Genomic DNA, 20350 nt, shown 5'->3' with positions numbered 1-20350 from the left:
CCATGACCCATGCAACCTGCCATTCAGCGGCACCGGTGGTCCTCAACGGTCACCAGCTGCTTGACGCACTCAATGCCATCGCTCCGGAGCGGACAGAAAAACAGCTGAATGACCGGGTTTGCATCGGCCTGGATCCGACCATTGCTCTCGTCATGCCAGGTGTGCAAAGCCTCCACTGCTGGCTGGCTGACTATCCGGAGAGCGGCAGCATCTTGTTGCACCAGGCTATCCCGGAAGGCGGCAAGGCGCCCTGCGACGTGGTGAGCATCGCCCTGCAGCTGATCGCCGCCGCGCGCTGGGTTGGCCAGCATGCACATGCCCGCAAGCAGCCCGAGGCCCGCGCGCTGGCCAAGGCCATCCTGAAGCTCACCAGCCCGATCATTGAAGAGTACGCCGTGAGCAGGGGCGGCCCGCCGGGCGACTCCGTTCTGGTCACAGGGCCCGCAGAAGCGGGCATTTTCTTTTCAGAGGCCGAAATCCTTGAAGTGCAGGCGGCTGGGCCTTCGGGCCCGGTCCACCAAAAGCGGCGCTCGGCAGACGAGATTGCCCAGGACACAGCAGACCAGGTCCACGACACCAACGCCCAGGATGCCCAGCGCTTGCGCGCGTTCGCCCAGGCAGCGCACTTCAACGACGAAACATTCCAGCGTGCCATGGACGCGTTTGGCGGCCGTGGCCAGCACTACGAGTCGGCGCTCGACCACCTGCGCGCCGTGCTCGATTCCGCAATAGAAGCAACCCGTGAACGGGAAGAAACATGACCAGCCACTATCCCAACACCGACCAGTCACAACCTAACAGCGACCTCCCCGCCGCTGGTGCAGCAGCGCTCAAGGCGTATCTGGACACCTGCGAGAAGAATGCCATCGTGCCCGATGTGGGCGGCGCTTGGGCCAACGCCTTCCGGGCCGGCGCCGACTATGCAGCCCAGGCGATGGCCACACAAGCGGGCCCGGCTACCTGGGACCTGATCGAACAGCTGGTGCAGCTGGAATGCAGCAGAGAGCGGCTGCATATGGAATACATGGGCAAGGCAATGCCGGCCGATGTGTACCTGCGCTTCCAGAAGCTGCGCGACGAGCGTATCCCTGCTCTGCGGGCCCAACTGCATGCCGACCTGGCTGCAACTGAGCGGATGCCGCTGAGCCATGAGGCAGCCCGAAAACTGGTTTGGTCTGCGAGTACCTGGAGCCGCTCCGAGGGGGTCAGTGAGGATGACGTGCTTGAAGTAATCGCCGCAGTCGAGCGTGCACAGGGAATAGGAGCCACCAATGACAACCTCTGACCATCATCGCATCAGCCCTGAGGGCCGCATGCTGGGCGCCCAGCTGGTGCGCCTAGTTGAGCCCGTCATCAAAGCGCTTGAGGCCCAGGGCGAACCCGACGAGCGCTGCAAATCCTGCGCATTCCGCGCCGGCACCGTGCCCAATGGCTGCATGCAGACCATGGCCGACGCCGTCAAGGCCACGCTGGAGCAGACACCATTCCTCTGCCATGTTGACCGGCTAGCGGACGGATCGCACAAAGCCTGCTCCGGCTGGCTGGCCGCCATCTGGGCCACCGGTGACAAGCCACCCACGCAATGCCCTTGGGAATTCTCCCCGCCTGACGATCCGGAAACCCCGCTTGAAGCGTAGGAAGGAAAGATGAAACCCAAGCTCTCACCTGCCCAGCGCACCATGCTGCACAACGCAGTCAGCGGCCAGCCCCTGCTGCTTGGGCTGACCCGCAACAGCTTTAGCCACCGCACGCACAGCACTGTGCAGGCCCTGCACCGGGCCGGGATGTTGCAAGGTTCGGACCGCAAACCCACTTAAGCTGGTCTTGCCAATTTCAAGCAACACTAGAACGAATGGCCCACCGATCCAGGGCATAAATGGGGATTTCGAGAATCATTTTCGACACAGACCGCCTACCGGCGGTCATTTTTTTGAGTCTTCGTCATGAGCACAATTGCTTTCCCTCCATACCTCACGGATGAAGAGATTGATGAAATCTGCGCGCCGCTGAAGATCGGTGCGGCAAAGCGTAAGCGCCTTGAACGCATGGGCATGCTGGTCAAGCTCAAGCCCAATGGCCGCCCGTTGGTGGCGCGAGCTGAATTCGACCGCGTAATGACCGGCGGCCAGGTTGAAGCGTCTTCATCGTCAAATCCAGAAATAGCTGGGCCCAATGTCTTGGGTCTGAAAGACTTCTTCATGAATCGTAAACATGGGACGCGCACGTAAAGATGGAGACCCATTGGGTCTCGCAGGAACACGGCTGTCGTTTCGCCACAATGCGTTTTATTACCGTCATCGGGAAGGTCGATGGGAGCGGCTTGGAACTGACCTCAGGCTGGCCAAAGAACGCGCAGCTATTTACAACAGCCCATCCGACAACTTCGGAACCATGTCATATTGGCTCGACCAATTTCTGGACAATTGCGCGGCGCGCGTCAAAGCAGAGGATCTATCTGCGCGAACGCTCAGCGACTACACCAAAGACGTAGTTCCGCTGAAAGTGTTCTTCGGGCGAATGCTCCCTGAGCACATCGAGCCACATCATGTTCAGGCATATCTGGACGCCGGAGCGGTAGCCGAGCGCCCAGTGCGCGCCAACCGGGAGAAAGCCTGTCTCAGCTCCTGCATTTCTTGGATGATCCGCACAAACAGGACCAAGCTCAAGATCAACCCATGCATGCAGAAAAGCGGCACAAAGGAAAATGCAGAGAGCAAAAGGGATCGTTATGTGACCCACGAGGAATATCGGGTTGTCTACGAAGCGGCTGGCACTCAGGTGCGGGTTCTCATGGAACTGACGTATCGCACCCTCCAGCGACCAGAAAGTGACATCATTTACTGGACGCCGCATGTACTAGCGAGAGATCCTCACACGGGTCAGCGGATCATCACCTTCGAGCAAGGCAAGACCAAAACCCGGTTGAAGATCGCCATGACAGAAACTCTTGAGAGGCTGATCAATCGGGTGACCGGTTCAAAGCCACAGATGGACTTGCCCTTGGTACACAACCAAGCTGGCGATTCCTACACCTACTCGGGCATCACATCCATGTTGGGCCAGGCCATCAAAAGAGTTAACTCTGGCCGGGAAGCCATGGGGCTGGGCCCTATCCCTTCCTTTGGCTTTCGAGATCTAAAGGGTAAGGGAGCAACTGATATGTGGCTCGCTGGTGTTCCGATCGAGCAGATTCAGTTGCTATGCGGACACTCGGATAAGACCACAACCGAGCGCTACATCAAGGCCAGATGGAACGCCACAGCCCAACCTAACGACACCCCTATGGCATGAGTTGCCCGGTACTGGATATGTGACACGTCTCATATCGCGTCACATAAACGAAAAACCCTGCTACCTAAAAGATAGCAGGGTTTCTTTGTTCTATATGGTGGGTCCTGCGAGATTCGAACTCGCGACCAACGGATTAAAAGTCCGCTGCTCTACCGACTGAGCTAAAGACCCGCCGTGCTTACTTGACAATTCCCGAAGAAGAGGTCTTGCTCACAACAGACTTAGATTATAGCGTAGGTTTTTTGTCATTTTTTGGAATGCGCTAATTTTTCCAAAATCCAACTGGCAGCGCACATGCCGAAGGTGGCGGTGACGGCTACCGATGAGCCATAGCCGTGGCAGTTCAGCGAGCCATCACCGTCTACCGCACAGGATGGATCCGGGCCTGCGACTGCCTCTTGGCTGAAGATACAGGCCACGTTCATCTTTTTGCCATCCTTGGGGGCACCGTATTCTTTGCGCAAGCGGTAACGCACTTGGGCCAGCAAGGGGTCGTGGGTGGTTTGGGCCAGGTCGGCCTGCTCTACCTTCCAGGCCAGGCGTTTGCCACCGGCAGCGCCAATGCAAACAAAGGGCCGCTGGTTGCGTCTGCCCCAGTTGGCCATGGCGGCCTTGGCACGCACTTGGTCGCAGGCATCGACAAAGCCGTCGACGCCATCCAGGAGCGCTGCACAGTTGTCGGCGGTAAGGAAATCCTCCACCACCTCCACCTGGCAATGGGGATTGATCTGGCGGATGCGGGCGCGCATGGCATCCACCTTGGCCATGCCGATGGTGTCGGTCAGTGCGTGAATCTGGCGGTTGATATTGGACTCGGCCACATTGTCCAAGTCGATCAGCCGCAGGCGAGAGACGCCACTGCGGGCAAGGGCCTCGGCAGTCCAGGAGCCCACGCCCCCGATGCCGATGACCGCAATGCAGCTGGCCTGCATCTGCGCGGCCGGAGCCACACCAAACAATCGATCCAGGCCGCCAAAGCGCCTTTGCATGTCAACGTCCGCCTCGGCGTCCTGCCGATCGGGCGCCGATGGAGACGCTGCGTTCATATCACTTCAGTTTGGAGAGGCGCTCTTTGGCGGCATTGGCTGCATCGCTCTGCGGGTAGGCGTTGATCAGGTCTTCCAAGGTCTTGCGGGCAGCCTTGGTGTCCTTCAATTCAATCTGGCAATTGGCGATGGACAGTGCCGAATCGGGCGCGCGCATGTGCTCGGGTGCCTGAGCCAGAATCAGCTTGAAATTATCGATAGCAGGCTTGTAGTCTCGGGTGGCGTAGTAGGCGTTGCCCAGCCAAAACCGTGCGGATGGCACATAGCCGCTCTTGGGGTAGCGCTGGATAAAGCTGCTGAAGACGCCGGCAGCATCGGCAAATTTGCCGCTGCGAAAGACGCCGAGCGCCGCTTCAAAATCACGCTTTTCGGCAGGGTCAGCCTTGAACTCCTGCCCATCTACGGTGACGGAGACGGGCTCAAACTGCTGGAGCCGGGCTTCTACGCCCTTGGCCAGATCGGTTTGACCCCGTTTCAAATCGGCAACCTCACGCCGCAGTGTCTCGTTTTCTCCGCGCAACTTGTTCATCTCGCCACGCATGGATTCAATCTGAGATTGGAAGTCCAGCAGGCTGCGACGCACTTGCGAGGTGTCCTCGCCGTTTTGGTTGTTGCCTTGCGTCAGCTGATCGACACGCTGACGCAATTCAATGATGGCGCGACGTGCGTCGCCATCTTCAAACAATGCGGCTTGGGATGTGCTTGCACAGGCCAGCAGAGCGGCCAGTGCAATCCAACGGGGAGTACTGCGGGTGAGGTTCATGGAGCCTATTAACGGTAGTTCAGTTCAACGCGGCGGTTTTGTGCATGCGCATCTTCCGAGCTACCTTCTGCAGCCAGCTTTTCCTTGCCGAAGGAGACGGCTTCGAGCTGGTTGTCGCTCACGCCCAGCACGTTCAGCGAACGACGCACCGCTTCTGCACGCTTTTGGCCCAGGGCCAGGTTGTACTCACGGCCACCGCGGTTGTCGGTATTGCCTTCGAGCATGACCTTGCGCGAAGGGTTGGCCTTCAGGAAGCGGGCATGGGCGTCGAGCATCGATTGTGCATCGGCCTTGACAGAGTAGCTGTCGAAGTCAAAGTACACAATGCGAGCAACACCGACCGGGCCTTGGCCGTTGGCAGCGCTGTTGTTCAGGTCCACACCACCAACGGTGCTTTGGCCAGCACCACCGGTGCCTGCGCCGTTACCGGCAGTGGCTGCACCCTTGTCTTCGACAGGTGCGTTATCCAGGGAAGGTGCAGAGCTGCAACCAGCCAACACGGCAGCGGCCACCAGGGCCAGCGAAGCTTTTTTCAATGACAACATGTAAAACTCTCCGAAACGATTTTCTCGTATAAAAATAATGACTCGCCAAAAACCAATCTTAGGGCTGGTATGGGCCCCAATCGGGCTCCCGTATGTCTCCACTCTGCCCTGCCAGTCGTGCCTTGATCTTGCCGTCCAACGTGGTGGTCATGAGGGCTTCACGACCGCCTTCACGGGTGGCATAGACGATGAGTCGGCTGTTCGGAGCAAAACTGGGGCTTTCATCGCTCGTGGTATCGGTGACCGATGCTACGCTGCTGGAAGCCAAATCCATGACCTGCAATTTATAACCACCACCGGCGCGGGTGATGTAGGCAAGTGTCCTGCCATCAGGACTGATGGAAGGAGAAATATTGTAGGAGCCACTAAACGTGACGCGCTCAGCGTTGCCGCCCTGGGTACCGACACGGTAGATTTGCGGGGCACCGCCTCGGTCACTGACAAAGTAGATGTAGCGACCGTCCTTGGAATAGGTCGGCTCGGTGTCGATGCCGCTGCTTTGCATCAGGCGGCGCGGCTCACCACCGCTCGATGGGATGGTGTAGAGCTGCGAGCCACCATCGCGGCTCAAGGTCACGGCCAGGGTGCTGCCATCAGGCGACCAGGCAGGCGCGCTGTTGGAGCCCCGGAAATTGGCAATCAGGCGGCGGCGGCCGGACGATACCTCGTGTACATAGACCACGGGCTTGCGCGACTCGAAGGACACATAGGCCAGTTGCGTGCCAGCAGGCGACCAAGTGGGCGAGATGATGGGCTCTGGGCTGGCCAGCGCCGACTGCGCATTCTCACCGTCCGAGTCCGCCACCCACAAGGTGTAGCGGGGGCCGGCCTTGGTCACGTAGGCGATGCGGGTGGAGAACACGCCTTTCTCGCCCGTGATTTTTTCGTAGATGTAGTCGGCAATCTTGTGCGCCACCAAGCGCAGATCGGCTTGCGGCACGTTGTAGCTCTGCCCACCCAGGTCAGCGCCCTTGACTGCATCCCACAAGCGGAAGCGCACATCAAAACCGTTGCTGCCTCGGGTGACGCTGCCTACCGACAGGTATTCCGCACCATTGGCCGTCCACTTGGCCACATCGGGGCGCGAGCTTTCGTCCAGTTGCTCGCCGGATGCGTCGATGGATTTGAAACGACCGCTGCGCACCAAGTCAGCCTGCACGATGGCGGAGATCTTTTGCGGCGCGCCGTCTTCACCACGAAACTGGGGCAGCGCAATAGGGATTTGCCTGATGCCAACGCCAGTGATTTCGACCCGGAACTGTGCCAGGGCGGGGACTGCAGGGGCCGCCAAAGCAGCACCCAAAACGTGACGACGATGGAATAGCGGCTTGGCCGCCTCCGTGATGAGAGATGGGAAGCGTGTTTTAGTCATTACCGACCATCATAAATGCGCTATGCATGACATGCCTTGAAGGCTGCAGGATGTTACACACCCCACAAATTCTTTATTATCGTCCAACGTCGACAGCCGTGCATTTTAGAATCACCTCCACATGTCCACAACTGAAAAACCATCTTCTGCGCGTGCATCTGATGCATCCACCGGTACAGCAGGCAACAATCCTGCTAGCGGCGTTGCGCAGATGCCACTGCGCGCGCGCCTGTCGCGCCTAGCGCCCTACTTTGGCTATCAACGCTGGACTTGGGTGCTGGCCATTCTGGCCACCGTCGTCGTTGCCGCGACCGAGCCTGCCATCCCCGCCCTGCTCAAGCCCTTGCTCGACCAGGGGTTTACCGGCGGTACCCTGCCGCTATGGGCAGTGCCAGTCACGATCGTGGGGGTATTTTTTATCCGTGGCCTGGCCCAGTTCATCAACCAATATGCGCTCGCTCGCATCGCCAACGACGGCATGATGCGCCTGCGCGAGAACCTCTTTGGTCGCGTGCTGGACGCCAACCTGAGCCTGTTCAGCAAGCAGTCGGCCAGCGCGCTGTCGAACACGGTGGTGTATGAGGTGCAAAACGGCTCCACCCTCATCGTGCAGGCATTGCTGATGCTCTCACGCGATGGCTTCACCGTTATTGCGCTGTTGATGTATTTGCTCTACCTCAACTGGCAGCTGACGCTGATCGTGTCGGTGCTGCTGCCCAGCGTGTCGTGGATCATGAAAAAGCTCTCAAAGCGGCTCTACCACATCACCAAGGCCAGCCAACAGGCCACCGATGAGCTGGCCTATGTGGTGGAAGAAAACGTGCTGGCACACCGCATGGTGCGCATCCATGCTGCGCAGCATGGGCAGTCCGGACGGTTCCAGATCCTCAGCCGCAAGCTGCGCCAACTCGCCATCAAGGCCACGATCGCCTCGGCAGCGATGACACCGCTGACCCAATTGTTGGCAGCGGTGGCCCTGTCAGCCGTGATTTGCATCGCGCTGTGGCAAAGCCGCACCACGGGCATCAATGCCAAGGATGTGACTGTCGGTGGCTTTGTGGCCTTTATCTCCGCCATGCTGATGCTGATTGCGCCCATCCGCCGCCTGGCGGATGTGGCCAACCCACTGACCCGTGGCGTTGCAGCACTGGAGCGCGGCTTGGGCCTGCTGGAGGAAATCCCCCCTGAACAAGGCGGCGGCTACAAGGCAGCGCAAGCGCGTGGCGCCATCAGCTTGCAGGATGTCAGCGTCGGCTTTGGCGTGGACAAGGCACCGGCGCTGCGCCATTTGAGCCTGAGCATCCACCCCGGTGAAGTCGTCGCCCTGGTCGGCCCCTCGGGCGCCGGCAAAACCACCCTGGTCAACCTGCTGCCGCGCTTCATCGAACCCAGCGAAGGCCGCATCAGCATCGACGGCGTGGCCTTGCCCGAGTGGGACCTGCACAGCCTGCGCAGCCAGTTTGCAATGGTCAGCCAGGATGTGGTGATGTTCAACGACAGCATCGCTGCCAATGTGGCGCTGGGCCAGGACGTGGATGAAAAGCGCCTGCTGGAGTGCCTGGCCGCTGCCAATCTGCAGGACTTTGTGGAGCGCCAGCCCCAGGGTATCCACAGCGTCGTCGGCCACAACGCCAACCAGCTGTCTGGCGGCCAGCGCCAGCGCTTGGCCATTGCCCGTGCGCTGTACAAGAACGCACCGATTCTGATCCTGGACGAGGCCACCTCTGCCCTGGACACCGAATCCGAGCGCCTGGTGCAAGAAGCCCTCTCGCGCCTGATGCAGGGCCGCACCACCTTGGTCATCGCCCACCGCCTGTCCACGATTGAGCATGCCGACCGTGTGGTGGTGATGGAGCGCGGCCAAGTGGTCGAGCAAGGCACCCACCAACAGCTGATGGACTTGGGCGGGCTCTATGCACGCCTGCAATCCCGGCCGCATTAAACCCCCGAGCTGCGCAGCCCCCAACATCTGCTTACCCGCCATCGTGCAGCCACGGGTTACGGATGGAGGCTATCAGATATAGCATTCCGATAGTCGATCATCCCGGTCGCACTCTCAGGGGGCTGCATGCGCATTCTTTCTTATCCATGGTGGCGGGCGCTGGCAGGGGCAGCGCTTTTCTCATGCCTCACTGCCCTGGCCCACGCCAGCGACAAGCCCGCCTTGTGGCTGGCCCAAAATTACCCGGGCGGGCTGGATCTGCAGCAATACTGGGTCAGCGAGAAATACGATGGCGTACGCGGCTACTGGGATGGCCGGGCGCTGTGGACACGCCAGGGCATCGCCATCGCCGCCCCGCTCTGGTACACGGCGGGCTGGCCCAGCACGCCGATGGAGGGCGAGCTCTGGGCCGGGCGCGGGCAGTTTGCACGGGCCCAATCCACCACCCGCAAAGCCCTGCCGCTGGATGCTGACTGGAAGGCCTTGCGCTTTATGGTGTTTGACGCGCCCGCAGCGCCAGGCAGTTTTACCGAGCGCCTGCCGGCCATCACGCAATTTGTAGCTGCCGTGCAGCAGCCCTGGGTGCAGGCCACGCCGCAATGGATCGAGACCGACGAGACCCGCCTGATGGCGCATATGGAACGCATCGTGCGCGATGGTGGTGAAGGGCTGATGCTGCACAAAGGCAGCGCCGTGTACCGCAGCGGCCGCAGCGATGATGTGCTCAAGCTCAAGCCCTACGAAGACGCCGAAGCCCAGGTCGTGGGCTATGCCCCCGGCCGCGGAAAGTACCTGGGCATGACAGGCGCCTTGCTGGTGCGCACGGCCGAAGGCATTGCGTTCAAGCTGGGCAGCGGTCTCAGTGATGCGCAGCGCCACCACCCTCCCGCCATTGGCAGCTGGGTCACCTACCGCTACCGCGGCCTGCACGACAGCGGCAAGCCACGCTTTGCGACATTCTGGCGTGTACGTGAAGAAGGCATGCCGCCCGCAGCCGCCAGCCACAAAAGGCCGGCACCCTGAGCCGCAACTGGGCATAAAAAACACCCCCTGGGTTGGACGGGAGTCCAACCCAGGGGGTGCAGTTCATGAGGCCGTGCTTTTCAGCCAGGGCAAGGCAGAGGACTCACCCCCCCGCCCACACCCGCCTGGCCATCAGACCTTGGGCATGCGCGGCTTGGCCACGCGGCGCGGCTTAGGCGCCGCCTGCGGGGTTTTGGCCACCGGCGAGACAAGACCGGCACTGGCATCACCCATGGGCTTTTCTGCCTGGAGCGACTTCTTCATCGCCGCTGTTGAGCGCTTTTTGGCCGATGAAGCGGGCGCCTTGCCAGCCAGCATGGGGCTGCGCTTTTTGGACGACGCCACCGGGGCCGAGACCACCTGGGTCTGCACGGCCTGGTCGCTGGAATCCAAGGCCACGCAGTCAGCGTAGTAGCGCACTTCACCGTCCTCATCCACCAACTCCACCAAACCGTGGATATCGGTCTCGAAGCCCGGGCAGAGCTTGGAGAACTCACGCGCAAACATGAGGTAATCCACAATCTTCTTGTTGAAGACTTCGCCCGGAATCAGCAGCGGAATGCCGGGTGGGTATGGCGTGACCAAGCCCACGGTGACACGGCCTTCGAGTTGGTCGATCTCCACCCGGTCCGTCTTGCGGCGTGCGATATGCGCAAACGCATCCGAGGGCTTCATCGCTGGCGTCAGGTCCGACAGGTACATCTCCGTGGTCAGACGGGCGATGTCGTACTTGGCGTAAAGCTGGTGCACGTGCTGGCACAGGTCCTTGAGGCCCATGCGCTCATAGCGCTTGTGCTGCTGGCAAAACTCGGGAAGGATGCGCCACATCGGCTGGTTCTTCTCGTAGTCGTCCTTGAACTGCTGCAGCGCCGTCAGCATGGTGTTCCAGCGGCCCTTGGTGATACCGATGGTGAACATGATGAAGAACGAATACAGGCCCGTCTTCTCGACCACCACGCCGTGCTCGGCCAGGTACTTGGTGACGATGGATGCAGGAATACCGGTCTCGTCAAAGTCGCCATCCAGGTCCAAGCCTGGCGTCACGATGGTGGACTTGATCGGGTCCAGCATGTTGAAGCCATCGGCCAGATCGCCAAAGCCATGCCAGTTATCGAACTCCTTGCCGTTCTTACCCTTGGTCTTGCGCGAAGCGTCGGGGCCGCGAATGATCCAATCCTGGGCCGAACCCACACCTTCGTCTGCCAAGGCATCGGGGCCCCAAACCTGGAACCACCAATCGTCCTCACCGAATTCGTCATCCACCTTGCGCATGGCGCGGCGGAAGTCCAGCGCCTCCAGGATCGACTCTTCCACCAGCGCAGTGCCGCCGGGCGGCTCCATCATGGCCGCGGCCACATCGCAGCTGGCGATGATGCTGTACTGCGGGCTGGTCGAGGTGTGCATCAGGTACGCCTCGTTGAACAGGTTGAAGTCCAGCTTTTGCGTCTGGCTGTCTTGCACCAGCACGTGCGAAGCTTGGCTGATACCGGCCAGCAGCTTGTGGATGGACTGGGTGGCGTAGACCACCGAGTGCTTCGGGCGCGCGCGCTTCTTACCCATGGCGTGGTAGCTGCCATAGAAGGGGTGGAAGGCGGCATGCGGCAGCCAGGCCTCGTCAAAGTGCAGGTTGTCCACATAGCCATCGAGCTTTTGCTTGATGGTCTCGGTGTTGTAGAGCACGCCGTCGTAGGTCGATTGCGTCAGCGTCAGAACACGTGGCTTGACCTTCTTCGCATCCACGCCCTTCAGCAGCGGGTTGGCCGCAATCTTGGCTTCGATGGTCTTGGGCGAGAACTCGCTCTCATGGATGGGGCCGATGATGCCGAAATGGTTGCGCGTGGGCTTGAGGAACACCGGAATCGCACCGGTCATGATGATCGAGTGCAGGATGGACTTGTGGCAGTTGCGGTCCACGACCACCACATCGCCCGGTGCCACCGTGTGGTGCCAGACCATCTTGTTGGAGGTGGATGTACCGTTGGTCACAAAAAAGCAGTGGTCGGCATTGAAAATGCGGGCCGCATTGCGCTCGCTCTCGCCAATCGCGCCGTTGTGGTCCAGCAGCTGACCCAGCTCTTCCACGGCATTGCAGACGTCGGCGCGCAGCATGTTCTCACCATAGAACTGGTGGTACATCTGGCCAATCGGGCTCTTCAAGAAAGCCACACCGCCGCCGTGGCCGGGGCAATGCCAGCTGTAGGAGCCGTCTTCGGCATAGTCCAGCAGCGCCTTGAAGAAAGGCGGCTGGATGCCTTCGAGGTAGTTCTTGGCTTCGCGCAAAATGTGCTTGGCCACGAACTCGGGCGTGTCCTCAAACATGTGGATGAAGCCGTGCAGCTCGCGCAGAATGTCGTTGGGCAGGTGGCGGCTGGTCTTGGTCTCACCGTAGATGTAGATGGGTACATCCGGGTTCTTGCGGCGAACCTCGGTGATGAAGTCACGCAGGTTGTGGATGATGGGGTCATCACCGCCGCCCAGCTGAAACTCCTCGTCGTCAATCGACAGGATAAAAGCGCTGGCACGGCTTTGCTGCTGCGCGAACTGGCTCAAATCGCCATAGCTGGTCACGCCCAGCACCTCAAAGCCCTCCTCCTCGATGGCATGCGCCAGATCGCGGATGCTCAGGCCGGAAGTGTTTTCCGAGCGAAAGTCCTCGTCAATGATGACGATGGGAAAGCGAAATTTCATGGGCGTTCCCGCAGTGCGGGCCTCAATAAAACAATCGAAACAGGCGCGAAGTGTACGGAATTTGCACCGCCTTTTTATGTATCCCGCGTCAATTGCCGCAAAATTGGTCGGCATATCGCACAATCGGGCAACAAACCTAATCGAACAAGGAGGGAGCTATGGAGATTTCAACCGTGTGGTGGCTGCTGACCGGCCTGGCCGTAGTCGCCGAGCTGCTCACCGGCACGCTGTATTTGCTGATGGTGGCCATCGGCATGGCCGCCGCCGCCATTGCCGCACACTTGGGCGCCAACGAAGTGGTGCAAATCCTGGTGGCAGCCATCGTGGGCGCCGCCACGGTGCTCGCCTGCTACATGCGCCAAAAGCGCCACGGCTCACTGCTCTCGGGTGAGCGCGATCAGGACATGCACCTGGACATTGGCGAGCAGATCCATATCGAGCAATGGGACGCCGACCGCAGCGCCCAGGTACGCTACCGTGGCGCGCCATGGACAGCGGCGCTTTTGGGCCAACACCCTGCCCTGCCCGGCACCTACCGCGTGGTGCGGCTCGAAGGCAACCGCTTGCTGGTAGAACCCGCCGAGCAGGCCGCGCACTAAAAACCGGGGCATACAAAACATAACAGGCGCAGCCAAACGCATGCCCCGCAACCCCCGCTTGGTCCGTCACACCACCATGGTGTAATGACCAAGACCTTTGAGCCAGGGGCCCACCCCCAGCCAATCACCGAAAAACTGGCGCGTTGTACTGTCAATGCGCCCATGAGGAGAGTCCATGGAAGTCGCCATCATCATATTTGTCATCGCCATCATTTTCATTGCGATGTCCGTCAAGATCGTGCCCCAGCAGCACGCCTGGGTCAAAGAGCGCCTGGGCCGTTACGCCGGCACCCTGGCCCCCGGCCCCCGCTTCATCATCCCCTTTGTCGACAAAGTCGCCTACAAGCACAGCCTTAAGGAAATTCCACTGGATGTCCCCAGCCAGGTCTGTATTACGCGCGACAACACGCAGCTGCAAGTGGACGGGATCCTGTACTTCCAGGTCACCGACCCGATGCGCGCCAGCTACGGCTCGTCCAACTACATCATGGCCGTCACCCAGCTGGCCCAAACCTCGCTGCGCAGCGTGATCGGCAAGCTGGAGCTGGACAAGACCTTTGAAGAGCGCAGCATGATCAATGCCCAGATCGTCTCTGCAATCGATGAGGCTGCACTCAACTGGGGCGTGAAGGTGCTGCGCTACGAAATCAAGGATTTGACGCCACCGGCAGAAATCCTGCGCTCCATGCAAGCCCAGATCACCGCCGAGCGTGAAAAGCGCGCCCTGATTGCCGCCTCCGAAGGCCGCCGCCAGGAACAAATCAATATCGCCACCGGCGAACGCGAGGCCTTCATCGCCCGCTCCGAAGGTGAGAAGCAAGCGGCCATCAACAAGGCACAAGGCGAAGCCGCATCGATCACCGCCGTGGCAGACGCAACCGCGCTGGCACTGGAGCGCATTGCCACAGCCATCCGCCAGCCGGGCGGCGAGCAAGCCGTGCAACTGAAGGTGGCCGAGCAAGCCGTGCACGCCTACGGCAAGCTGGCCAGCGATGCCACCACCACCTTGGTGGTGCCCAGCAACATGACCGAGGTCTCCAGCCTGATCACGTCGGCCATGCGCATGATCCAGACCGGCAAGGGCCAGTAACCGTCTGGCAAACGCACATGCAGCGCGTGCCCACTGGGGCCGCGCTGCATTTTTGCCAAACAACGCCCCGCTTTGCCGGAAGGCGCCAAATTTCAGGCTAGAATACACGCTTCACCGACTGGAGAGGTGGATGAGTGGTTTAAGTCGCACGCCTGGAAAGCGTGTGTGGGTTAATAGCCCACCGCGGGTTCGAATCCCGCCCTCTCCGCCAGTCAACAGGTGAAATGTCAGCCAAGCTGTCCACGCTTGGCTTTTTATTTCCTGGCCACCACAGGATTTAAAAAGTACAAAACATGCGGAGAGGTGGATGAGTGGTTTAAGTCGCACGCCTGGAAAGCGTGTGTGGGTTAATAGCCCACCGCGGGTTCGAATCCCGCCTTCTCCGCCACAGTCAATTAATTCAAAAGCTCGCAAGCGCTTTTGAATCTGGCGCTACCAGATGGCGCACAAAGCAAAGGCTGCAAACTTCGGTTTGCGGCCTTTTTTGTTGTTGGCTTGGGTCAGGCAATGCAGCCTAGCGCAGATAAAACCGGAACCGCGCACCAGGCTCCCCCACACCACTCAGCAGTTCAATAGAGCTGTCGTGCAGCTGCAAAATGCGGTGCACGATCATCAACCCCAAGCCCCCAGATCGGCCATCGCTGCGGCTGTGCATGCGGCTCAAGGTGGGGCGTTCGAACAGGCTGTCGCGCAGCGCGGGCGGGATGCCGGGGCCGGTATCCTGCACGGTCACGCTGATGCGGCCCTGCTCCGCCGCGCGCAGCTCGACCTGGATATCACCGCCTTGCGGGGTAGCGCGGATCGCGTTGTCGATCAGGTTGACCAGCACGCGCTCAAGCATGCCTAGGTCGGCGGTGACAGGGGGCAGATCGGGGTCTATCACGGCGTGCAGGCGCTGCGCTTTGGCCTCGGCTGCCAGTTCGAACTTCTGGAACACGTCCTGCAGCAGGTCGGGCAGAAAGAAACGCTCGGGCTCGGGCTTGACCACACCGTATTCCAGCCGCGCCAGCTCGAACAGTTTCTGCGCCAGATCGCCCAGCTTGCGGCTTTGGTCAAGCGCAATGCCCAGGTAACGGCGCCGCTCGTCTGGAGACAGCACATCCGCTTTGACCTGCAGGGTCTCCAGATAGCCATGCAACGAGGTCAGGGGCGTGCGCAGATCGTGGGAGATATTGGCGAACAACTCGCGCCGCTGCTGATCCTGGGTGCGCAGCTTTTGCCATTGCTCCGAGGCTCTTTGCGCCAGCTGTGCAAAGGCTTGGCTGAGCACGGCAATATCGGCACCACCGTGCGCGGCCTGCCGCAGTTTGGTTTGGGCTTGCGAGAGATCGGCCAGGCCATCGGTTTGCAGTTCCTGCACCGCTGCCGTCAAGCGCCGCAGCGGCCGGGTGATCAAACCAAACGCCACGGCTGCCGCTACCGCACCGAGCACCACCACCACGAGCAGCGACCAGAGCAGCGTGCGGAGTGCCCCATCGCTGCTCACGCGTGCGGCCAAGCTGTCGCGCCCCTGGCCTTGCAAGATCACATAGACATACCCTGCTCTCTGGCCACCCCGCATCAAAGGGGCAGCGCTGAATACCTTGCGCTCGGTCATGCTGCGCGGGTCGTCGCCCAACACGGGCAGAGCTGCACCCGCAAACAAGCGCTGCAAGGGCTCCAGATCGACCCTTTGGCGCAGCACGCGTTCTGGCGGCGCATCGTAAGCCTGGATGGCGCCCGCGTCATCGAGCAGGTAGACCTCAACGCTGGGATTGACCTGCATCAGCTTGCCGAACAACTCGCGGCTGGCCCCAGTGTTGAGGCCGTCGGCACGCATCAGCTCGGGGTAGCGGGCGATACGTGCCGCCAAATCTTGCGACAGGCGCTGCACCACCTCTTGCTCGCGCTGGTCAAACACCCGCATCTGCAGCCAGACCGTTGCCGCACTGCAGGCCAGCAGCAGCAGCACAAAGACCAAGGTCAGGCGCTGCGCCAAGGTGGTGGAAGCGAGCTTCATGGGGTAGTGTCCTCCGCCCATTTGTAGCCATGGCCCCAGACGGTCAGAATGCGCCGGGGCGTGCCAGGATCGGCTTCGATCTTGGTTCTCAGCCGGTTGATATGGGTGTTGACGGTGTGCTCATAGCCATCATGGCGGTAGCCCCAAACCTGGTTGAGCAAGTCAAACCGGGAGAACACCTTACCGGGGTTGCGCACAAAAAAATGCAGCAGATCAAACTCGCGCGGTGTCAGCTCGACCTGGCTGCCCTCCACTTTTACCTCGCGTGATATCGGGTCGATCACCAGATTGCCCAACACCAGCACCCCTGCATCCAACCTGGCGTTCTGCGCCAAGGCCTGGCTGCGGCGCAATAGCGCACGCACTCTTGCTACCAGTTCCAGTACTGAAAACGGCTTGGCCAGGTAATCATCTGCCCCCAGCTCCAAGCCCAGGATGCGGTGCATTTCGCTCGATCGGGCACTGGTGATGATGATCGGCACGTAGTAGGCCATTGCGCGGGCGCGTCGGCAGATCTCCAGGCCATCAACGCCCGGCAGCATCAGGTCCAGCACCAGGGCATCCCAGCCGCCGCGCTCCAAGGCTTGCAAGCCTTGGTTGCCATCGGCCATGTGCACCACCTCATAGCCCTCATCGCGCAGATGCAGCTGCAGCAGCTCGGCGATGGGGGCGTCATCTTCGACGATCAAGATACGTTTGCTGGCGTTCATGCTGTGATTGTGCGGCAGACCGCTGTGTTCAATACCGCAATGCGGAGGCTGCGAGGCGCGAACATGCGCAAATAGACTGCGGTGGTGTCCACCGCGCCGGGGCGGTGCCTGCGTACGGGACCGCTACCCGCGCTGAAAGGCCACTAGCGGTTAACCAGCTGCGCGGCCCCAGGCCAGCCATCAAACCCTCGCAGCCTGCGCTGCTTTTGCTGCTTTTGCTGCTTTTGCTGCCGCCAACATGCGCTTGCGCTTCAAGAAAACCCAGCGCGCTGCCAGCAAGCCCGCCAACACCAGTCCATACAGCCACACTTCGGCAAAGTTGTTCTTGCCCGAGCGCATCCACCAAAAATGCAGCACGGCCAGCGCTGCCACGCCGTACACCGCCCGGTGCAACATTTGCCAGCGCTTGCCACCCATGCGCCGGATCAGCTGGGGGATGGAGGTGATGGCCAGCACCAGCAATACCAACCAGGCCAAGGTGCCAATCAAAATGAAGGGGCGCTTGATCAGATCCGCGACGATGGCGCTCCAGTCCACACCCATGTCGAACACCACATAGGCCAACCAGTGCAGGCTGGCGTAGAAGAAGGCATAGAGCCCCAGCATGCGCCGGTAAGCGGCCAGCGCGTTCCAGCCCAGCCACTGGCGCAGCGGCGTCACCGCCAAGGCAACGCAGACAAAACGGATCGCCCAAATGCCCAATGCGCGCAGCAAGGCCTCTGCCGGGTTGGCGCCCAGGCCATCCGTGGCCGCCAGGTAAAAAAGCCATGCAGCGGGTGACAGACACAGCAGGTGCAACAGCAGCCGCTGCACAGATTTGGCAGACAAGCTCATCGGCGGCGTTCAGTAGTCTTTGCGCAGGTCCATGCCGGCATACAGTTGGCCCACCTGGGCTTCATAGCCGTTGAACAGCAGGGTTTTGTGGCGCTTGGCAAACAGGCCACCTTCGCCGATGCGGCGCTCGGTCGCCTGGCTCCAGCGGGGGTGCGGCACATCTGGGTTCACATTGGAGTAAAAGCCGTACTCGTTGCGCGCAGCCTTGTTCCAGGCGGTGCCGGGCTGCTTCTCCAACACGCGGATGGTCACGATGCTCTTGGCGCTTTTGAAGCCGTACTTCCAGGGCAGGACCAAGCGCAGCGGCGCACCGTTTTGCGGTGTCAGCTCTTTGCCGTACATGCCAAAGGCCAGCAAACTCAAGGGGTGCATGGCCTCGTCCATGCGCAAGCCTTCGGTGTAGGGCCAGTCCAGCACGCCGCTGCGCAGGCCAGGCATGGTCTTGCTGTCGGCCAAGGTGACAAACTCCACGTACTTGGCGCTGCCCTGCGGTTCCACCTGGGCCAGCAGCTTGGAGAGCGAGTAACCGATCCAGGGGATCACCATGGACCAGCCTTCGACACAGCGCAGGCGGTAAATACGCTCTTCTTGGGCGCTGAGCTTGAGCAGCTCTTCGATATCAAAGGTCTTGGGTTTGTTGACCAGGCCCTCGACCCGCACCGTCCAGGGCCGCGTCTTCAAGGTATGGGCGTAGCGCGCAGGATCGCTTTTGTCCAGACCGAACTCGTAGTAATTGTTGTAGGTGCTGGCATCCTGGAACGAGGTCGGGGTCTCCATCGACAGCGCACCCGGCACCGTGGACTTGACCGAGCTCAGGGCCTTGAGACTGTCGGCCTTGGCCGCTTGGGCCCATGCGCCCCCGGAGGCCAGCACCGAGCCGCCAGCTGCGCCCCATTTGAGCAGGTCGCGCCGGCTGAAATACAGGCCTTGCGGCGTGATTTCGCTGCTGTTGCCATGGTCAAAGCCCGAGTTGTGCGTACGTATCAGCATGGTTGCGCTCCGGAAATCAGTGATTGCAGATCAGGCAGATCACGAGGTCTGCCTGCGTTACCCCTGAATAGACACCAAGTGCGGCGGAAAGATTTCAACCACTGCTCAGCATTTGTTAAACAAAAAGTTATAAATGCGCTGCTTCACAGCGCTTGGCCCCAAGCGGCCCGCAGCAGCAATCGGCCAGTCACCAGTGGCAGCGTCTCACAGGTCGCGAAAGCCATTGTCGTAGAAAGCAATGTGGCGGGCTATCCAGATCTGCAGCCCCCGGCATACCACCACTTTGCTGGCCACCATGGCGGTGCTGCAGTGCTAGGCGCCAGGATGGTGCGCAAAAGCCACCCCATTCAGAGGTGGCCAGGGCTGGCAGCGCTACCAGACCACTACGGAAAAACACATGGCACAACTACGCCGGGAATGGGTTTGGGCCGAAGATGCCCTGCTGCATGCTGGGCGGGCAAGCCATACCGTTGATAGCGATGCAGGACCAGGCGGGCTCTTCCTCGTAAGAGGAAATGCCCCAGACGCTGTTGCGCGCCAGATGGTGCTTGAAGGCCTCTACCGCTACCGGGAAGGCAGGCGGCTGGGAGGCAGCAGAGGGCAAGACGCCCGTCGGTGCCGGATGGCTGTAGGGCTCCACTTCCTGAAAAAGGAAGTCCGGGGCGCTAGGGGGAGGCGCATCGCGCTGTAGCTCGTCGAAGACGTTCTGCGATGGATCAGCGCCGAACGGACCGCTGTCCGTGACGGCATAGGGTTGCGCCGACAGACGGAAGAACGCGCTGCCGATCACCCCGGGTGGCGCCGATGGACTGGCATGCATGACCGTGCTGGCAAGGCGCAACGGCGGGTTGAAGGCATGGCGCCCGGGGTTGACCACCGGCTCGAACCGGGTGGATGAGAAGGGCTGCTGATGCGGTATGGGCGCCGCATTTTGCGGATTGCCGATGGTGTTGAAGAAAGGGTTGCCGGATGGCATAGCCTGCGTCACCGGCCCTGTTTGCGCATGTGCGGGCAGGAATGCCAGCAGTACTGCGGCTGTGGTGATGGATCGAATAAACATACATCGCCTCCTATGTGGCTAAGACCGTTTAAAAACTCATTGATATTGACTATCAACGAGGATTCAATGATAGACTATTTGGTTTTTAAAAACCACGCAGGAATTGTTTGAAAATGAAATGCCTCCCCAGTGATTAATGGCTATCTGTATAACCACCAGATGGAAGCCCGGGGGAAATTATTCAATAGCAATAAATACCCAGTTTATATACGGCTGGCAGAGACCGCCATGCGCCCTCGCCCCCAGCACCCGGGCACCGGGCGGGCTACATGGGGAACCGTGATGTTTAAGGTTCTGAAATGCAAGAATGGCGGTACACGTATACAAGATATAAAAGGCAGACCTCCGCAGTATTTAATGCCTTGTTACTCCTTTGCATCCGCCTGCAAATCCATTAC

20 protein-coding genes and 3 tRNA genes are annotated in these 20350 nt (G+C 60.5%); 12 read left to right on the top strand and 11 right to left on the bottom strand.

From position 1 onward, the window contains the following. The first annotated feature begins 2 nt into the window (after positions 1 to 2). From M2375_RS04450 to M2375_RS04425, 6 genes are all read left to right on the top strand, one after another. Positions 3 to 761 carry a hypothetical protein gene (locus M2375_RS04450; protein ID WP_259164202.1) on the top strand — a complete coding sequence of 253 codons (759 nt, stop codon included), beginning with the start codon at positions 3 to 5 and terminating at the stop codon, positions 759 to 761. After that, entirely contained in the window at positions 758 to 1285 is a 528-nt protein-coding gene (locus tag M2375_RS04445) for a hypothetical protein (protein WP_259164201.1), read from the top strand. Before M2375_RS04450 ends, M2375_RS04445 begins: the two co-directional genes overlap by 4 nt. Further along, complete coding sequence (locus M2375_RS04440; protein WP_259164200.1) at positions 1272 to 1637, top strand: hypothetical protein; 366 nt, start codon at positions 1272 to 1274, stop codon at positions 1635 to 1637. The genes M2375_RS04445 and M2375_RS04440 overlap by 14 nt, the downstream gene beginning before the upstream one ends. 9 nt (positions 1638 to 1646) lie before the next feature. Continuing rightward, a complete protein-coding gene (locus tag M2375_RS04435) occupies positions 1647 to 1817 on the top strand; it encodes a hypothetical protein (RefSeq protein WP_259164199.1) in 171 nt (56 codons plus the stop codon). 126 nt (positions 1818 to 1943) lie between these two features. Then, the gene (locus M2375_RS04430) at positions 1944 to 2228 is read left to right on the top strand and encodes a DUF4224 domain-containing protein (protein ID WP_259164197.1); all 285 of its coding nucleotides are present in this window, start codon (positions 1944 to 1946) and stop codon (positions 2226 to 2228) included. Then, complete coding sequence (locus tag M2375_RS04425; protein ID WP_259164195.1) at positions 2212 to 3291, top strand: tyrosine-type recombinase/integrase; 1080 nt, start codon at positions 2212 to 2214, stop codon at positions 3289 to 3291. Before M2375_RS04430 ends, M2375_RS04425 begins: the two co-directional genes overlap by 17 nt. Positions 3292 to 3386: 95 nt before the next feature. Here the strand turns inward: M2375_RS04425 and M2375_RS04420 are convergent. The 5 genes from M2375_RS04420 to tolB all read right to left on the bottom strand — a co-directional run bounded on the left by M2375_RS04420 (position 3387) and on the right by tolB (position 7017). Then, a tRNA-Lys gene (locus M2375_RS04420) sits at positions 3387 to 3462 on the bottom strand. Positions 3463 to 3536: 74 nt separating this feature from the next. Next, entirely contained in the window at positions 3537 to 4337 is an 801-nt protein-coding gene (locus tag M2375_RS04415; RefSeq protein ID WP_259164194.1) for a tRNA threonylcarbamoyladenosine dehydratase, read from the bottom strand. A 1-nt stretch (position 4338) separates the two neighbouring features. Further along, positions 4339 to 5100, bottom strand: a complete 762-nt coding sequence (gene ybgF, locus M2375_RS04410) for a tol-pal system protein YbgF (RefSeq protein ID WP_259164193.1) — start codon at positions 5098 to 5100, stop codon at positions 4339 to 4341. Between the two features lie 8 nt (positions 5101 to 5108). Continuing rightward, on the bottom strand, positions 5109 to 5645 hold the full coding sequence (pal, locus tag M2375_RS04405) for a peptidoglycan-associated lipoprotein Pal (RefSeq protein WP_259164191.1): 537 nt from the start codon (positions 5643 to 5645) through the stop codon (positions 5109 to 5111). A gap of 58 nt (positions 5646 to 5703) precedes the next feature. Then, on the bottom strand, positions 5704 to 7017 hold the full coding sequence (gene tolB / locus M2375_RS04400) for a Tol-Pal system beta propeller repeat protein TolB (RefSeq protein WP_259164188.1): 1314 nt from the start codon (positions 7015 to 7017) through the stop codon (positions 5704 to 5706). Between the two features lie 211 nt (positions 7018 to 7228). Here tolB and msbA point away from each other — a divergent pair, with 211 nt between their 5' ends. Both msbA and M2375_RS04390 read left to right on the top strand, forming a co-directional pair. Then, positions 7229 to 8959: a lipid A export permease/ATP-binding protein MsbA gene (msbA, locus tag M2375_RS04395; protein ID WP_259164187.1), complete on the top strand. Its 1731-nt coding sequence runs from the start codon at positions 7229 to 7231 to the stop codon at positions 8957 to 8959. A gap of 126 nt (positions 8960 to 9085) precedes the next feature. Next, positions 9086 to 9982, top strand: a complete 897-nt coding sequence (locus M2375_RS04390) for a DNA ligase (protein WP_259164186.1) — start codon at positions 9086 to 9088, stop codon at positions 9980 to 9982. 132 nt (positions 9983 to 10114) lie between these two features. Here M2375_RS04390 and M2375_RS04385 read toward each other — a convergent pair whose 3' ends face one another. Then, entirely contained in the window at positions 10115 to 12670 is a 2556-nt protein-coding gene (locus tag M2375_RS04385) for an arginine/lysine/ornithine decarboxylase (protein ID WP_259164185.1), read from the bottom strand. Between the two features lie 158 nt (positions 12671 to 12828). Here M2375_RS04385 and M2375_RS04380 point away from each other — a divergent pair, with 158 nt between their 5' ends. From M2375_RS04380 to M2375_RS04365, 4 genes are all read left to right on the top strand, one after another. Next, positions 12829 to 13269: an NfeD family protein gene (locus M2375_RS04380; protein WP_259164184.1), complete on the top strand. Its 441-nt coding sequence runs from the start codon at positions 12829 to 12831 to the stop codon at positions 13267 to 13269. A gap of 175 nt (positions 13270 to 13444) precedes the next feature. Continuing rightward, on the top strand, positions 13445 to 14359 hold the full coding sequence (locus tag M2375_RS04375) for an SPFH domain-containing protein (RefSeq protein WP_259164183.1): 915 nt from the start codon (positions 13445 to 13447) through the stop codon (positions 14357 to 14359). A gap of 120 nt (positions 14360 to 14479) precedes the next feature. After that, a tRNA-Ser gene (locus M2375_RS04370) sits at positions 14480 to 14570 on the top strand. 86 nt (positions 14571 to 14656) lie between these two features. Then, positions 14657 to 14747 (top strand) — tRNA-Ser (locus M2375_RS04365). 126 nt (positions 14748 to 14873) lie between these two features. Here the strand turns inward: M2375_RS04365 and M2375_RS04360 are convergent. The 5 genes from M2375_RS04360 to M2375_RS04340 form a co-directional block, all read right to left on the bottom strand. Then, positions 14874 to 16358 carry a sensor histidine kinase KdpD gene (locus tag M2375_RS04360; protein ID WP_259164182.1) on the bottom strand — a complete coding sequence of 495 codons (1485 nt, stop codon included), beginning with the start codon at positions 16356 to 16358 and terminating at the stop codon, positions 14874 to 14876. Beyond that, a complete protein-coding gene (locus tag M2375_RS04355; protein ID WP_259164181.1) occupies positions 16355 to 17068 on the bottom strand; it encodes a response regulator transcription factor in 714 nt (237 codons plus the stop codon). The genes M2375_RS04360 and M2375_RS04355 overlap by 4 nt, the downstream gene beginning before the upstream one ends. Positions 17069 to 17248: 180 nt before the next feature. Then, complete coding sequence (locus tag M2375_RS04350; RefSeq protein WP_259164180.1) at positions 17249 to 17902, bottom strand: sulfite oxidase heme-binding subunit YedZ; 654 nt, start codon at positions 17900 to 17902, stop codon at positions 17249 to 17251. A 9-nt stretch (positions 17903 to 17911) separates the two neighbouring features. Then, a complete protein-coding gene (msrP, locus tag M2375_RS04345) occupies positions 17912 to 18892 on the bottom strand; it encodes a protein-methionine-sulfoxide reductase catalytic subunit MsrP (RefSeq protein WP_259164179.1) in 981 nt (326 codons plus the stop codon). A 406-nt stretch (positions 18893 to 19298) separates the two neighbouring features. After that, positions 19299 to 19952, bottom strand: coding sequence for a hypothetical protein (locus tag M2375_RS04340; protein WP_259164178.1), 654 nt, complete (start codon positions 19950 to 19952; stop codon positions 19299 to 19301). Positions 19953 to 20350 lie beyond the last annotated feature (398 nt).

Source organism: Comamonas sp. BIGb0152 (assembly GCF_024809975.1).
Taxonomy (GTDB): Bacteria; Pseudomonadota; Gammaproteobacteria; order Burkholderiales; family Burkholderiaceae_C; genus Comamonas.
This window is presented reverse-complemented; position numbering and strand designations above follow the sequence as displayed.

Coding starts and splice junctions, on each gene's coding strand:
- M2375_RS04415 (WP_259164194.1), bottom strand. CDS start 4,337: ATGAACGCAGCGTCTCCATCGGCGCCCGATCGGCAGGACGCCGAGGCG.
- M2375_RS04425 (WP_259164195.1), top strand. CDS start 2,212: ATGGGACGCGCACGTAAAGATGGAGACCCATTGGGTCTCGCAGGAACA.
- M2375_RS04375 (WP_259164183.1), top strand. CDS start 13,445: ATGGAAGTCGCCATCATCATATTTGTCATCGCCATCATTTTCATTGCG.
- M2375_RS04435 (WP_259164199.1), top strand. CDS start 1,647: ATGAAACCCAAGCTCTCACCTGCCCAGCGCACCATGCTGCACAACGCA.
- ybgF (WP_259164193.1), bottom strand. CDS start 5,100: ATGAACCTCACCCGCAGTACTCCCCGTTGGATTGCACTGGCCGCTCTG.
- M2375_RS04380 (WP_259164184.1), top strand. CDS start 12,829: ATGGAGATTTCAACCGTGTGGTGGCTGCTGACCGGCCTGGCCGTAGTC.
- M2375_RS04390 (WP_259164186.1), top strand. CDS start 9,086: ATGCGCATTCTTTCTTATCCATGGTGGCGGGCGCTGGCAGGGGCAGCG.
- M2375_RS04445 (WP_259164201.1), top strand. CDS start 758: ATGACCAGCCACTATCCCAACACCGACCAGTCACAACCTAACAGCGAC.
- M2375_RS04385 (WP_259164185.1), bottom strand. CDS start 12,670: ATGAAATTTCGCTTTCCCATCGTCATCATTGACGAGGACTTTCGCTCG.
- M2375_RS04430 (WP_259164197.1), top strand. CDS start 1,944: ATGAGCACAATTGCTTTCCCTCCATACCTCACGGATGAAGAGATTGAT.
- M2375_RS04355 (WP_259164181.1), bottom strand. CDS start 17,068: ATGAACGCCAGCAAACGTATCTTGATCGTCGAAGATGACGCCCCCATC.
- msbA (WP_259164187.1), top strand. CDS start 7,229: ATGCCACTGCGCGCGCGCCTGTCGCGCCTAGCGCCCTACTTTGGCTAT.
- pal (WP_259164191.1), bottom strand. CDS start 5,645: ATGTTGTCATTGAAAAAAGCTTCGCTGGCCCTGGTGGCCGCTGCCGTG.
- msrP (WP_259164179.1), bottom strand. CDS start 18,892: ATGCTGATACGTACGCACAACTCGGGCTTTGACCATGGCAACAGCAGC.
- M2375_RS04450 (WP_259164202.1), top strand. CDS start 3: ATGACCCATGCAACCTGCCATTCAGCGGCACCGGTGGTCCTCAACGGT.
- M2375_RS04360 (WP_259164182.1), bottom strand. CDS start 16,358: ATGAAGCTCGCTTCCACCACCTTGGCGCAGCGCCTGACCTTGGTCTTT.
- M2375_RS04440 (WP_259164200.1), top strand. CDS start 1,272: ATGACAACCTCTGACCATCATCGCATCAGCCCTGAGGGCCGCATGCTG.
- tolB (WP_259164188.1), bottom strand. CDS start 7,017: ATGACTAAAACACGCTTCCCATCTCTCATCACGGAGGCGGCCAAGCCG.
- M2375_RS04350 (WP_259164180.1), bottom strand. CDS start 17,902: ATGAGCTTGTCTGCCAAATCTGTGCAGCGGCTGCTGTTGCACCTGCTG.
- M2375_RS04340 (WP_259164178.1), bottom strand. CDS start 19,952: ATGTTTATTCGATCCATCACCACAGCCGCAGTACTGCTGGCATTCCTG.